Source organism: Schaalia sp. JY-X169 (assembly GCF_014069575.1).
GTDB lineage: Bacteria > Actinomycetota > Actinomycetes > Actinomycetales > Actinomycetaceae > Scrofimicrobium.
Map to the genome: position 1 here is coordinate 532,351 of NZ_CP059675.1, position 14,206 is coordinate 546,556.

Annotated in this window: 10 protein-coding genes; 6 read left to right on the plus strand and 4 right to left on the minus strand. The window is 58.2% G+C overall.

Annotated elements, in window-relative coordinates; genetic code table 11:
• Positions 1-5: 5 nt before the first annotated feature.
• Complete coding sequence (locus H2O65_RS02335; protein WP_182142007.1) at positions 6-1,049, plus strand: hypothetical protein; 1,044 nt, start codon at positions 6-8, stop codon at positions 1,047-1,049.
• Between the two features lie 30 nt (positions 1,050-1,079).
• Positions 1,080-1,973, plus strand: a complete 894-nt coding sequence (locus tag H2O65_RS02340; RefSeq protein WP_182142008.1) for a co-chaperone YbbN — start codon at positions 1,080-1,082, stop codon at positions 1,971-1,973.
• Positions 1,974-2,349: 376 nt separating this feature from the next.
• Here H2O65_RS02340 and glgB read toward each other — a convergent pair whose 3' ends face one another.
• From glgB to H2O65_RS02355, 3 genes are read right to left on the minus strand one after another with little or no spacing between them, the layout of a single operon-like run.
• Complete coding sequence (glgB, locus tag H2O65_RS02345) at positions 2,350-4,533, minus strand: 1,4-alpha-glucan branching protein GlgB (RefSeq protein ID WP_182142009.1); 2,184 nt, start codon at positions 4,531-4,533, stop codon at positions 2,350-2,352.
• Entirely contained in the window at positions 4,530-5,891 is a 1,362-nt protein-coding gene (locus H2O65_RS02350; RefSeq protein ID WP_182142010.1) for a phosphotransferase, read from the minus strand. Before H2O65_RS02350 ends, glgB begins: the two co-directional genes overlap by 4 nt.
• An 8-nt stretch (positions 5,892-5,899) precedes the next feature.
• Positions 5,900-8,008, minus strand: coding sequence for a maltotransferase domain-containing protein (locus H2O65_RS02355; RefSeq protein WP_182142011.1), 2,109 nt, complete (start codon positions 8,006-8,008; stop codon positions 5,900-5,902).
• A 134-nt stretch (positions 8,009-8,142) separates the two neighbouring features.
• On the opposite strand from H2O65_RS02355, the gene glgP reads away from it, so the two are divergent.
• Positions 8,143-10,767 (plus strand): alpha-glucan family phosphorylase, encoded by a 2,625-nt coding sequence (gene glgP / locus H2O65_RS02360; protein WP_182142012.1) that lies wholly within the window; start codon positions 8,143-8,145, stop codon positions 10,765-10,767.
• On the opposite strand, the gene trpS is transcribed toward glgP, so the two are convergent.
• Positions 10,761-11,879 carry a tryptophan--tRNA ligase gene (gene trpS / locus H2O65_RS02365; RefSeq protein ID WP_182142013.1) on the minus strand — a complete coding sequence of 373 codons (1,119 nt, stop codon included), beginning with the start codon at positions 11,877-11,879 and terminating at the stop codon, positions 10,761-10,763. The two genes, glgP and trpS, sit on opposite strands and share 7 nt — an antisense overlap.
• A 129-nt stretch (positions 11,880-12,008) precedes the next feature.
• Between trpS and H2O65_RS02370 the strand changes: the two genes are divergently transcribed.
• The 3 genes from H2O65_RS02370 to H2O65_RS02375 all read left to right on the plus strand — a co-directional run bounded on the left by H2O65_RS02370 (position 12,009) and on the right by H2O65_RS02375 (position 14,026).
• Positions 12,009-12,830: a nucleotidyltransferase family protein gene (locus H2O65_RS02370; RefSeq protein ID WP_182142014.1), complete on the plus strand. Its 822-nt coding sequence runs from the start codon at positions 12,009-12,011 to the stop codon at positions 12,828-12,830.
• Positions 12,827-12,931 (plus strand): galactokinase family protein, encoded by a 105-nt coding sequence (locus tag H2O65_RS10345; protein ID WP_220458772.1) that lies wholly within the window; start codon positions 12,827-12,829, stop codon positions 12,929-12,931. The genes H2O65_RS02370 and H2O65_RS10345 overlap by 4 nt, the downstream gene beginning before the upstream one ends.
• 147 nt (positions 12,932-13,078) lie before the next feature.
• Positions 13,079-14,026, plus strand: coding sequence for a galactokinase (locus tag H2O65_RS02375; RefSeq protein ID WP_220458773.1), 948 nt, complete (start codon positions 13,079-13,081; stop codon positions 14,024-14,026).
• Positions 14,027-14,206 lie beyond the last annotated feature (180 nt).

Genomic DNA, 14,206 nt, shown 5'->3' on the forward strand with positions numbered 1-14,206 from the left:
AAGCCATGAAGCGGTCCACAACAGCACTACTATCTCTAGCCGCTAGTTCCGCGTTAGTTCTTGCCGGCTGTTCCCAGCCCGTGCTGGAGGTTGCCGACCCACAGTCGGCAACGCAATCAGGTGCGCAGTCAGGTGCGCAGTCAGGCACAACCAATTCGGATCTTTCTTTGACCTTGACGGAAGACCAAGTGAGGCGAATCGTTGCTGATATTCAGGCGGATTTGGACGCATCGGTTGAAGAGAACGATACGTCGATTCTCGAAGAACGAGTTGTTGACCCCGCGCTGACCTTGAGAAAAGGCCAGTTTGTCCGAGCTGAGAAGACAGACACGGAGATTCCTGCACTGACCATAAACCAAGAGGTCTTCTCCGCGACTGTTGGTGACTCATGGCCACGTGTTCTGCTAGTAGCCTCAAATGCTTCGGGAGACCAGCCCGCAGAGGTCTACTTCATCACCCAGCAGTCCGCTAGAGACCAGTACAAGCTGGAGAACTGGACGCGGCTAGTTGGGGGCACCTCCGTGCGTGGCGTCGGTATCCGTGACGGATCCAAGGTGTTGGAGGCCGATTCCGAGGGCCTAATTATGACCCCGCAGGAAACACTCACAACCTACGTTAACCATCTGAATAGTCCTGACAACGAAGAGTATGCCCTCTTTGACGACAACGTCTTTGCTCCCAGGTATGCCGAGGAACTTACTAAGGTCAACGAGGCGGTACAGGTGGCCGGCAGTGTTACGGCCTCGGCTGCTGTGGGGGACTATCCCATCGTGGGCGTCTCATTGGATACTGAACAGTCGTTGGTATCGGCGGCTTTCACATACTCGATGACGTACAGTCGCACGGTTCCGGGATCAACGCTGGAGATGGCGGGAACTCCTGCTGCTTATCTTGAGGACAAGAACGTTATCGGTTCTGTCAGCGTCAATTATCTAGTGTCAATCTTCTTCGTTGTCCCGCCACAAGGATCTGACGAGAAAGTCTCCGTCGTGGGTTCTGAGCGTGTCATCACGTCGGTTGACCGGGATGACACAGAGCCAGCAGGCTAGCCTCGGCTGGAGGGGAATTTGGTGGAAGCTGTGGAATCGAGCAATTTTGGTGGCGTAGACCTGTCACATATGGTTGCAGACCAAGTCGCTCCAGTAGCTGATGGGGGTCTTGAAGGCTCCGGGCTGGCGCAGAATGTTCCCGCGCCACTTGTCGTAGATGTTACAGAGGCGACCTTTGAAGAGCAGATGGCGCTCTCGCAAGAGGTGCCAGTGGTCCTCGCGCTGTATTCTCCACGATCCCTCGCTTCCAAACAATCCCTTGAGATCTTGGAGTCGCTGATACGTTCAGCAGACGGGTCCTTGCAGCTCGGACGGGTTGATGTTGAAGCTAGTCCGCAGCTTGCAGCCGCATTCCAGGCGCAGAGTGTCCCAGCAACATTTGCGATCATTGCAAGGCGCCCCATTCCCTTGTTCGAGGGCGTACCAACACCGGCAGAGGCGCAGCGCATCCTCACAGAGGTGCTCCAAGCGGCGCAGCAGCTGGGTGTGACCGGACGTCTCGAAGTTTCTGATGAAGACACGGAGATTCCAACACCTGAAGAGCACTTACCAGCCCGAGCTGCCGAAGAGGAAGGCGACTGGGACGGGGCGGTAAAAGCGTGGAAAAAGGTACTGGCAAACAACCCCGCAGACAAGGAAGCCAAAGTCGCCCTTGCTAGAGCGCGGTTTGAGCGTCGCTATGAAAAGGAACTAGCGGGCGGGGCAGCGATGACTGAGTCTCCCACAACATCTGCTGACGCTCACTTCGCGGCTGGTGATGAGCAAGGGGCATTTAACGTCCTACTTGATGCACTGATCTCAGCAGAAGATGAGAGCGACAAAGAGAAGTACCGTCGCGCCCTCGTCGGCTTGTTCCCAATAGCGAGTGACACCGCAGCAGTGAAGGCCGCGCGGAACAGACTTGCCACGCACCTCATGGTGTAGGCGGGGCACCTCTCGCCCCGACTACCCCTCCGCCACGTAAGGTTGCCGGGATCCCTTAGAGTTGCTCGTAATTCGCAAGAACGGGGGCAACCTTAGGGGATTCCGGCAACCTTACGTGCAGATGAAGACGATTGATGTGGCTTAAGGGGCTTTCGCAGAAGATGCTGTGGGTATTCCTCTCGCCTCTACGACCGGTCACCGCTGCCGTCACTACCCACCCCCTCCCCGCGAGATCGAATAGTATCGACATATTACACTGTTATTGGACCCGAAGCTGTCGATACTATTCGATCTCGCGGTTTGAGATGGGGGTGGGGGGACCCGCCGTAGCGAATCCCCCCACCGTAAGTGCTCTCTGCCCTAGCTCCTCACAAGGCTACTTCTTGACGGGCCGAAGGAACGTTGCAGCCAACGGCGGAACAGACAGCGACAACGAATGATCACGATTGTTCCAGTGCAGCTCCTCCGAATGTAGGACGCTGGGGTTCGTCACCCCTGATCCTCCGTAGGCCAGGTCATCAGAGTTGAGAACCTCTTCCCAATCACCACCGAATGGTAGACCGACCCGGTAGTGCTCGTGCGGGTTACCAGCAAAGTTGATGATGCAGAGCAGATGCTCCATCTCTCCATCTTCGTTGCGTCCCTGGCGCACATAAGAGACCACGTTGTGGTCCGCATCCCCCGCATCGATCCACTCAAAGCCGGTGTAGTCGTCATCCCACATGGCAGGCGACGAGCGGTAGATATGGTTCAAATCCCTGACAAGGCGCGCGACCCCCTGATGTTCCGGGTTATCGAGGAGCCACCAGTCGAGGCTATACGACTCGCTCCACTCGCCCTCCTGCGCGAACTCTTGGCCCATGAACAAGAGCTGTTTGCCGGGGTGTGACCACTGGTATGCGTACAGCGCCCTGGTGTTTGCGAGTTTCTGCCACTTGTCGCCGGGCATCTTTGCGATTATCGAGCCCTTGCCGTGGACGACCTCATCATGAGACAGAGGCAAAATGAAGTTCTCCGAGAATGCATAGACAAGTGAGAAGGTCAGCTCACCATGGTGCCAGCGACGGTTAACCGGATCTTCTGCCATGTAGCGCAGAGTGTCGTTCATCCACCCCATGTTCCACTTCAGGCCATAGCCGAGGCCCCCGCCAGAAGTTGGCGCCGTAACACCGGGCCAGGCAGTCGATTCTTCGGCAATCATGATGACACCCGGGTAGCGGCGGTAGACAGTGGCGTTGGTTTCCTGGATGAACTGGATGGCCTCAAGATTTTCTCGCCCACCGAACTGGTTGGGGCGCCACTGACCCTCTTCACGCGAGTAGTCCAAGTAGAGCATCGATGCGACGGCATCCACACGTAGGCCATCAACATGGAACTCTTCAAACCAGTAGTTCGCGTTTGCGACTAGGAAGTTACGGACCTCATTGCGACCGAAGTTGAAGACGTAGGTTCCCCAGTCTGGCTGTTCGCCGCGCATCGGGTCCCCGTCCTCGTACAGAGGGGTGCCATCAAAACGGGCAAGCGCCCAAGCGTCCTTTGGAAAGTGTGCGGGAACCCAGTCCAGAATTACCCCGATACCGGCCTGGTGGAGCTGATCGACCAGGTAGCGGAAGTCATCAGGATAGCCAAAACGTGCAGTTGGGGCATAGTAGGAGGTGACTTGGTAGCCCCACGAGCCACCGAATGGGTGCTCCATGACAGGCATGAACTCTACGTGGGTGTAACCCATCTCCAGCAGGTAGGGGACCATCTCATCAGCGAGGTCGCGGTAGGAAAGACCCTGCTTCCAGGACCCAATGTGGCATTCGTAGATCGAAATCGGTCCTTCATGAACATTGGTCTCAGCGCGTTTGGTGAGCCACTCTTCGTCTTCCCATTCGTACTCAGAGTGCGTTACCACCGAGGCCGTAGCAGGGGGGACTTCCGTAGCATTCGCGAGAGGGTCTGCCTTTTGGAACCAGTTGCCTTCCGGTCCCTGGATCTCAAACTTGTATCGAGCGCCGATCTGTACGTCCGGGATGAAAAGCTCCCAGATGCCGGAGGACCCCAGGGAGCGCATCGAGGACCCCGAACCATCCCAGTAGTTGAAGTCGCCAACGACCCTCACTGCGCGCGCATTTGGTGCCCAAACTGCAAATGCGACTCCATCGACGTCACCCATGGATCCAGAGAGGTGCTTGCGGTGGGCTCCGAGGGTACGCCACAGCTCTTCCAATCGGCCTTCGGAGAACAGGTGTTGATCCAGTTCGCCAACAAATGGAAGGAAGCGGTAGGGGTCGTCCACCACGGTGGTGGTATCGCCGTAGCGAATACGGAGACGATAGTCAGGAACGGTATCGCCAGGAAGAACAGCAACCCACACGCCGTTGTGTTCGTGGCTTGCCGGGTACTCGGCGTCAGCGGTCACTACGGTCACCTCATCAGCGAGGTGACGAACGGTGCGGACAGTCACGATCCCATCTTCGGGGTGACCGCCTAGCACAGAGTGAGGCGAGTGGTACTCACCTCGAGCGACCGAATCCAGGACTTCGGGGGATATGGAAACAGGCTGATTAGTCATAGCTTCAAGTCTCTCACTTTGGATTGTTCACCGTGCAGATTCGCAAGCACTTCCAGGGCGGCTAGCGGGACCCTTAGGTAGTCGGGACGATACTTGGCCTCATACTCGACCTCGTAGAGCGCCTTCTCAATTTCTAAGACGCCGAGAATCATCAAGTCGGCGTCAGTAAGTGCGCTCTCTGAGCTGTAGCCCCTAAGAAACGCATCGCGAGCATTCTTTGTCCACATCGTCGTATCGGGTCCATCGTTGGCCCGTTGCCACGCGTAGTCAAAGGATCTCAACATCCCCGCAATGTCCCGAAGCGGTGTGTCCGGAGCGGAACGCTGCGCGATATCGGCCAGTGGTTCCCCTTCAAAGTCGAGGACGTACCAGGAACCATCCGGTGATCTGAGGGTCTGGCCCAAATGGAGGTCGCCATGGATTTGTTGGGTCTCGATCGAGGTGATCAATCCCCCCATATTGTCGGCGAGTACTTGTGTGAGTCGCTTCCTAAGATCCGCATGCGGCCAGCTCATGTCATCTAGGCTCGCGCGCTTGAGGCCGCCTTCCACCCTCTCCGCCAAGTCTGCAGGAAGAAAGGGGGTCCCGGAGCCGAGGGCGCTCCGCAAGCCGCCGTGCATCTGTGCGGTTAGGATACCGAGGGCGGTGGCTTCACGGCTCGGATCCTCACCCTTGGTCGCCAAGTCCACAAACAGGTCAAACCCGTCCGTCGCACCCGTGATCATTTGTGACACAACCGCTGAGCAATAGGGGAATCCCCCGAGGTCATCTGGTAGTGGCGGAAGGTCCCACGTGGCATAGAGCTTTGGGACGCCGGACCATCCCGTCTCCGTGAGCGCGGTAGGAAGCTCCACCTCGGGATGAACGCCGGGTTGAAGGACTCGGAACACCTTGGCTATCAGGCGAGTTGCCCCGCCTGTGAGGATCACAGAGCTGTTGGATTGCTCCATGCCCAATGGTCTTACGTTCGCGGCCGACTGGGCTAGTTCCGCCCTCGTGCCCGCTAGGACCGAGGCGACGTGCACCCATGCCTTCCAGAACAAGGGTTCTACAGTCCCGTCCCAGAGGGACCCGTCCTCGGTGGTTGCGACAAGGGTAGCCGAGGACGGGTTCGCGCTTTCTGCTGCTGCCACCAAGGGGACTTGCAGGAGGGGTCCGTTCTCATCAAGACGCGCCACGAGGAGCAGCGCATGCGCATTCTCTTCGCCTTTAGAAGGCAATCGCCACAGGACAACCGGGTGCAGATCTTGGTATCCGGTCGGACACCAACGCTGCTGCAGTATCCACGGGGAGACAGCGCTGGTGACCTTCGCGGTGAAGTCAGGATCCAGCGCTTCAACTTCATTGTTGTTTGCCATGCGTGAACCTATTCTAGAGTGCTGATGGCACGCACAGAAAAGACGTGCCCAGTACGCGTCCACGGAGACAGTCGAACGTAGTTCTCCCGGCCCCACTGATAGGTTGCCCCGTCGAGTTCATCAACCAGTTCCAGTGCCACAGGTGCGCCTCTGTCCTCATGGCCGTCCATCGCGCCAAGGCGGGTCCTTGTTTCCGGCTCCAGCAGGGCATCTCTGTCAATGTAGATCGTTGATTCGACCTCGTTGTGGGGATCCAAACTCACCACAACGATCACGGTGTCGTCTTTGCCAGTCGGGGAGAAACGGGCGGGGACGTGCTTTGAATAGCAGAGGACGTTCTCATTAGTGGTGTGGTGGAACGTGATTTGGTGCAGCTGCTGCAAGGCCGGGTGGCTCGCACGCGCAGAGTTCAACTGCTTCAGAAGGCCAGTGATCCCGGCCTGCTCAATGGCGTCCCAAGGGCGGACACGATACTCATACTTCTCATTGTCGATCTGCTCTTCAAAGCCAGGCCGCTGCACATTCTCAACCAGTTCATAGCCCGAGTAGATTCCCCAGGTCGGTGAGCCGGTAGCAGCCAGAATTGCCCGAATCGCAAAGATTGAGGTGCCGCCGGTGGTCATCTGGTTCGTGAGGATATCGTGAGTGGTAGGCCAGAACGCGGGTCGCATAACATACGCGGTGTCTTTCGCGACCTCCTCGAAGTAATCGATTAGCTCCTGCTTTGACTCCCGCCAGGTGAAGTACGTGTAGGACTGCTGGAACCCCACCATTCCCAGGGTTCTCATCATCGCGGGACGCGTGAAGGCCTCCGCTAGGAAGAGGACGTCGGGGTGCGTTCTGTGCATGTAGTTGAGGAAGCGCTGCCAGAACGGGATCGGCTTGGTATGGGGATTATCGACGCGGAATATCCGCACACCGTGGCTGATCCACACTTCCACTACGTCGACAATGGCCTGATAGATGCCCTCAGGATCATTGTCGAAGTTGAGAGGGTAGATGTCCTGATACTTCTTAGGTGGGTTCTCAGCGTAGGCAATGGTGCCGTCGGCGCGGGTGGTGAACCATTCGGGGTGCTCCGTGACCCAGGGATGATCAGGCGACGCCTGCAACGCTAGGTCGAGGGCGACTTCCATGCCCTGCTTTGCGGCCTCTTTTACCAGCCTGTCGAAATCTTTGAACGTCCCCAAGTCCGCGTGAAGGGCATCATGGCCTCCATCTGGCGAACCAATCCCATATGGCGATCCCGGGTCTCCCGGGTGAGCATCCAGGGCATTGTTACGACCCTTGCGGAACGTGGTGCCGATGGGGTGGACTGGGGTGAGGTAGAGGACTGTGAAGCCCATGGAGGCGATGTTCTTGACGCTTGCGGTTAGCGCATTGAGCGTTCCTGACTTCCAGGTTCCGTCCTCGGCTTGAACTGCGCCGAAGGAGCGAGGGAACACTTCGTACCAGGATCCGTACAGTGCGGCCCTACGATCAACACGCAGTGGGTACTTCACGGTGCATTCGATGAAGTCTCGCAGCGGGTAAGCCGCCATTGCTGCCTCGAGTCGGGATGAGACTGCAGCGGCGAACCGTGTCGTCGGGGAGATCGAAGTATCGCGAAGTGTCTCGATTGCCAAGAGCATCTGCTTTCCAGCGTCGCTATCCGGCTTGACCTTGCGGTAGGCGGGAACACTTGGGGGACGCTGGGCCCTCCGGTAGTCTCCGCGAACCGCCCGCTCCAGCACGCGCGCGCCCTCTTCGCACATGAGATCCGCATCAACACCGGCTCGGATCTTTATCGATGCATCGTGCTTCCAAGTTGCCCACGGATCAGACCACGTGTCAATCCTGAACGACCAGTCTCCAGGAGCGTCGGGCATAACCCACGCTTCAAGACAATCAACTCCCGGAGCAATCAGGTACATGCGGGTACGAGAGTATTCTTTGCGGTCCGGAGTTACGAGGACGACCTCGGCACCGAACTGGTCGTGGCCCTCCCTAAAGACAGTCGCGCGGACAGGGAACGCTTCACCTTCGGTTGCTTTTGCGGGGAGGGTCGCATCGGCAACTACCGGAAAGACTTCGATGGCAGGTATACGGCTGAGAAGGCGCGGATCATTCGTTTTCACACACACAGCTTACCGAGTGTGGGGCAATGACCAGACCAAGTTCATGGGTGACGTTATGGCCTTGAGATCTGTTGTGCCCGAAGAATCTTTCACAGGCTGGCAAGAAAGTGTGTCGTGTGACATAAGCTTGCCCTGTGAAAGCTATACGTAGATTTACAGTCCGCACGGTTCTTCCGCCGGAACTGAGTATCCTTGACGGCCTGGCACGGAACCTGCGATGGTGCTGGCACTATCCGACCGTTGAGTTTTTCGCCTCTCTGGCGCCTGATGCATGGGAGAGAGTGAACCACGATCCGGTGGCACTCCTCGGGGAGATCACGCCGGAGCGTTTCCAACAGTTGGCGGCAGATGCCGGCGTAGTCTTGGAAGCACAGCAGCTCGACGAGGAGCTGCGCGAGTACATGACCGCAGCCAAGTGGTACCAAGAGGCATTCGATAACGAGGACAAGCCGGAGGCGATAGCGTACTTTTCCGCGGAGTTCGGGCTCACGGAGGTTATGCCACAGTACTCGGGCGGCCTGGGTATCCTCGCAGGTGACCACCTCAAGTCGGCCTCGGACCTGGGTGTACCAATCATCGGTGTGGGATTGCTCTACGGTGCCGGATACTTCAGGCAGTCTCTGACAAGGGACGGATGGCAGAGGGAAACGTACCCTCTACTGGACCCCAACAATCTCCCACTGACACTGCTTAGGGAAGCAGATGGGACACCGACGCTGGTGTCACTGCCTCTTCCTGGAGGACGAGTTCTCAATGCTCAGGTGTGGATCGCCGATGTGGGCCGAGTACCGCTGCTCCTCTTGGATTCCAACATCCCTAAGAACGATGAGATCTCCCGTCAGGTAACCGACCGCCTCTACGGGGGATCAGCGGAGCATCGCCTTGAGCAAGAACTACTCCTTGGCATGGGTGGGATCAGGGCACTGCGAGCATTTGAGCGCATAACGGGCTCGCCGCGGCCCCAGGTTTACCACTGCAACGAGGGGCATGCCGGGTTCCTCTCTGTTGAGCGGTTGCGGGAAATCCTCGAGACTGACTCAACGATGGACTTCAAGTCCGCAGTGGAGGCAGTCCGCTCTGGCACCCTGTTCACGACACACACCCCTGTCCCAGCAGGTATCGATCGATTTGATAAGAACGTTGTCCGCCCGTACTTAGCAGCAATACCGCTGCCTGGAGTAGAGGTGGAAGATGTTCTGACGTTGGGTAAGGAGTCGTACGAGGGCGGAAACCCACACGTTTTCAACATGGCCGTTCTCGGTCTGCGCATGGCGCGCATGGCCAATGGTGTGGCGCAACTTCATGGCCAGGTCTCCCGCGGAATGTTCCAGCAGCTGTGGCCAGGTTTCGATGTGGCCGACGTGCCGATCACTTCCATAACCAACGGGGTGCACGGCCCAACCTGGCGCGATCCTCGGTTCCAATCGATGGCTCTGGAGTACATGACGCCGTTGCAAGACGCAGACGGAGAGTTCTGGCTACGAACCAGTGAGCAGGGAGGGGTGCCATCAGGAGTTATCTGGGCGAAGCGTCGCGAGCTACGGGTCAACCTTGTGGAGTCTGCGCGCCAGCGAATGAAGGAGTCCTGGCTGGAGCGTGGAGCATCACCGGCTGAGATCGGGTGGGCTGATACGATCTTGGATCCTGATGTTCTAACAATCGGGTTTGCGCGCCGAGTGCCAACATACAAGCGCCTGACATTGATGCTGTCGGACCCCGAGAGGCTTGTTCGTCTGCTGACAGATCCGGACAGGCCTATCCAGCTGGTTATTGCCGGGAAGTCGCACCCCGATGATGAACAGGGCGTCTCTCTGATCCAACGTCTGGTGCAGTTTTCGGATGACCCAAGGGTGCGTGAGCGGATTGCGTTCCTCCCCAACTACGACATGGGTTTGGCGCACTTACTTGTCCCAGGATGCGATGTTTGGCTCAACAACCCGTTGCGACCGCTTGAGGCATCCGGAACATCAGGGATGAAATGTGCTCTTAATGGAGCGTTGAACCTGTCGATTCTCGATGGCTGGTGGGATGAGATGTACGACGGCTCCAATGGGTGGGCAATACCAACTGCGGATGGGGTGGATGACCCAGCGCGTCGTGACCAGATCGAAGCCGCCGCCCTCTACGACCTCATAGAAAACACGATTGCCCCCAGATTCTATGAGAGAGACGACCAGGGAACACCGCGCCGCTGGGTTGAAATGATTCGCCATACACTGGCGACTTTGGGGCCGAAGGTCCAGGCGACGCGGATGGTGCAGGACTACGTGCAGCAGCTTTACACGCCCATTGCTGCCGCCTCGCGGATGCTGGATGTCTCACCGTACAAGAACGCACGTGAGCTGGCTGCATGGAAGAAGAGAGTTCGGGCCGCGTGGCCCAAAGTGCACGTGGAGTATGTGGAGGCCAAACTCCCCGACGTGGTGCAGCTGGGCGACAACGTCGAAGTCGCTACGCGGGTTGCTCTTGGCGGGCTCTCCCCAAGCGACGTTCAGGTACAAATGGTCCTCGGTAGGGTAGGGGGAGACGACTCTATCGTGAGCGGCCAGATCATTGAGCTAATGCCAGTGAATGGCGGCGAGAATGATGCCTACAGGTTCGCCGCCACCGAGAAGCTGGCAGTTTCAGGTGCGGTTGGGTTTGCTGTGAGGATTGTTCCTCACAGCAAACTTACGGCCTCGGATGCAGAGCTTGGACTGGTTGCAAACGCCGAATCCACCGTGGTCGCGGCGCACACCACCACGAGCTTTGGTCAGTAGACCATCCCCATGGCTTCACGTGCCTGAAGCAGGGTCGCGTTGGCTGTTTCATTCGCCTGCGTGATTCCTGCTTCGAGAACGGACAGGAGATAGCCCGGATCAGCTTCCAGCTCCGCACGCCGTGCGCGTAGCGGGGCAAGGTGCTCATTGATCGCTTCCGTGACCGTAGCCTTCAGAACGCCGCCTCCACCGTCACCGATTCGCTCGGCGATTGCTTCGGGTTCTTCATCAGAAGCCATGGATGCCAGCAGCAGAAGGTTTGAAACCTCGGGTCGCGCAATGGGGTCGTACGTGATTACCCGATCTGAGTCAGTCTTTGCCTTCTTGAGGATCTTGGCGGTCTCATCGGCGCTCATCCCCAGCTCAATGGTGTTCCCACGTGACTTGCTCATCTTCGTGCCGTCGGTTCCAAGAATGGCTGGAGCCTTCGAGAGAAGCGCATCGGGGCGGCGGAAAACCGGGTTGCCGGCACTGTCGCGGCCATAGCGACGATCAAAGCGGCTTGCGATCTGGCGGGTTAGTTCGATGTGGGGCAACTGATCCTGCCCAACTGGGACCAGGTTCGCTTTGCAGAAGAGGATGTCCGCCGCCTGGTGGACGGGATAGGTGAGGAGCAACCCTGACATCGCTCGCCCTCCGGTGGCCTGCAGCTCCGCTTTGACGGTGGGGTTCCGGTGCAGTTCCGACTCTGTTACCAGGGAGAGAAATGGAATCATCAGTTGGTTGAGGGCCGGAACCGCAGAGTGTGCGAAAATTGTCGATTTCTCGGGGTCAATTCCAGCCGCCAGGTAGTCTGCCATCAAGCCGAGGACGCGTTCCCGGATTGGTCCGACGCCGTCACGGTCCGTGATCACCTGGTAGTCGGCAATCAGGATCCACGTCTCGACGCCGCGATTTTGCAGCTCAACGCGCCCCTTCAGTGTCCCGAAGTAGTGGCCAAGGTGCAGTTTTCCCGTGGGTCGGTCACCTGTAAGAACGCGAAATCGCCTTGGGTCGAGGTCGATTTCCCGCTCAATCTCCTTAGAACGCTCAACTGCTTTGCGAACGGAGGCGGTGCTGACCTGACTGTCGCCCTCCGGGATAGCGATTTCTTGCTCCTGTGTATTTGACATGGCCACGATTCTATCTTGGCTCTCGCATACTCAAAGCTGCGAAGCCATCAAGGAGGGCGAACCCTCGCTAGACTAAACACGCGTCAATGGCGCGAATGAACAACAGTTGCTACTGCATACGGAGTCAGAATGAGCGATAGTTCCAAGCCAAACAAAGCCGTTATCCTTGCCCGTGGACTAGGGTCGCGTATGCGCCGAGAGTCGGATGAAGCATCCTTGACGAAAGAACAGTCTGCGGCAGCAGACCAGGGAGTCAAGGCAATGATCTCCTTTGGGCGGCCTTTCCTCGACTACGTGATCAGCGGCCTCGCAGACGCGGGATATGACGATATTTGCCTTGTCATCGGCCCCGAACATGACATGATTCGCGACTATTACGATTCCATTCCCAAGTCCCGCGTGAAGATCTCGTATGCGATCCAAGAGGAGCCCCTTGGTACGGCCAATGCTGTGCTGGCTGCTGAGGAGTTTGCGGGCGAGGACGCTGTGGTCGTGCTCAACTCCGACAACTACTACCCCGTTGATGCATACCGCGCGCTCCACGAACTTGATGGCTCCGGTTTGATCGGGTTTGATCCCGAGGCGTTGATTGAGAAATCTAACATTGCCGCGGACCGGGTGGGTGCCTTTGCCTTCGTGGTTGCAGACGCTGATGGCAATATGGAAGAGATCGTTGAGAAGCCTGATGCGCAGACCATTGCTCGGCTGGGGGACGAGGCCGTGGTTTCGATGAACCTGTGGCGTTTTACACCCGCGATCTTTGCGGCTGCGAAGCAGGTACCACTCTCCACCAGGGGAGAGTATGAGTTGCAGGATGCCGTCAGGCAGGCAATCGCTGACGGGGATCCTTTCACCGTGGTTCCACTGGCAGAGGGCGTCCTCGACATGTCGAACCGTGACGACATTGCTTCCGTTGCAGACGCGCTCAATGAACTGGAAGTAGTTCTGTGAGCTGGTTCGTGCCCGGACGCGTCGAAGTCTTCGGCAAGCACACTGACTACGCTGGTGGACGGTCACTGCTGATTGCTTCTGAGCAGGGCGTAACAGCATAGGCGACGGATGCTCCCGACGGAGCCCTCCCCGGCACAGTCACCGCAAGATCAACGGCTGCCGAGGGTGACGTTCAGTTGGTGGCGGGGGAACCCTCCGAGCTGCCTACAGGGCACTGGGGCAACTACGTGCAGGCAACGATCGATCGATTGACCCTAAACTTCGGGGCATTGAAGCCGGTGGTCATTGAGGTTGATTCAACCCTGCCCTTAGCCTCGGGAATGAGCTCTTCTTCCGCACTGGTGGTTTCTGTCGCTCTGGCTCTTGCTGACCACAACGACCTGTGGAACAACCCTTCATGGAGTGAGAACATTCTGGACAGGGTCGACATGGCGGCGTACCTTGCAACCATTGAAAACGGCCTCGGATTCAAAGCGCTTCCCGGTGCGCGGGGGGTTGGAACATTTGGTGGTTCCCAGGACCACGCGGCAATGCTCAACTGTCATTCTGGACAATTGGGTATCTTCCGGTTTGCCCCCACAGTTGCGGAGGGAGCGGTGTCACTTCCGGACGGATGGACCTTTGTCATTGCTGTGTCAGGGGTGCTTGCTGAGAAGACCGGCGCGGCACTGCAGGCATACAACAATGCCTCACTACAGGTTCGCAGGCTGGCGGAGTTGTGGAGCTCCAAGAGCGGTGGCTCGGCAAACACCCTGGCTGAAGTGCTCGCTGAGGAGGGCGCTCGGGAGAAGATGCTTCTCTGGGCACAGCAAGACCCGCTACTGTTGGCCAGACTGAACGCCTACTTAGTAGAGATGGAACAGGCCATCCCCAGCGCGGTTGAAGCACTGCGAAATGGCGATGTTGAGGGATTTGGCCAAGCCGCCCAGGTGTCGCATGAGAACGCGGATGCCAATTTGGGTAACCAGGTCGCTGAGACCAATGCGCTGCAGAGGCTTGCCCGTGAGCTAGGAGCGGTTGGTTCATCTGGGTTTGGGGCGGGGTTTGGCGGGTCTGTCTGGGCGTTGGTACGCACGGATGAAGCAGAGGCCTTCGCGGCGAACTGGCTCCGTGCATACCTTGAGGAGTTTCCCGAGCACTCAGAACGGGCTTCGACCCTTCTGACGGAACCGGCGGAGTCGGCACACAGGGTGTAGTGGGCGACCGGCCGGCCGGCCTGCCAGCCCCGATGCGGGCGACCCGCCGGCCCTGCCTCCGCGGTGACCCGGCGGCCCTGCCTCCACGGTGACCCGCCCACTTCTCGTGAAATGTATACGTGGGGGCGAAACACGCGTCTCGGGGCCTTACCCCAAGCGCACACTTCGCCCCCACGTATA

What these genes read in the sequence shown, in the direction of transcription:
- H2O65_RS02350 (WP_182142010.1), bottom strand. Translation starts at nt 5,891, where the DNA reads ATGGCAAACAACAATGAAGTTGAAGCGCTGGATCCTGACTTCACCGCG.
- glgB (WP_182142009.1), bottom strand. Translation starts at nt 4,533, where the DNA reads ATGACTAATCAGCCTGTTTCCATATCCCCCGAAGTCCTGGATTCGGTC.
- H2O65_RS02370 (WP_182142014.1), top strand. Translation starts at nt 12,009, where the DNA reads ATGAGCGATAGTTCCAAGCCAAACAAAGCCGTTATCCTTGCCCGTGGA.
- trpS (WP_182142013.1), bottom strand. Translation starts at nt 11,879, where the DNA reads ATGTCAAATACACAGGAGCAAGAAATCGCTATCCCGGAGGGCGACAGT.
- H2O65_RS02335 (WP_182142007.1), top strand. Translation starts at nt 6, where the DNA reads ATGAAGCGGTCCACAACAGCACTACTATCTCTAGCCGCTAGTTCCGCG.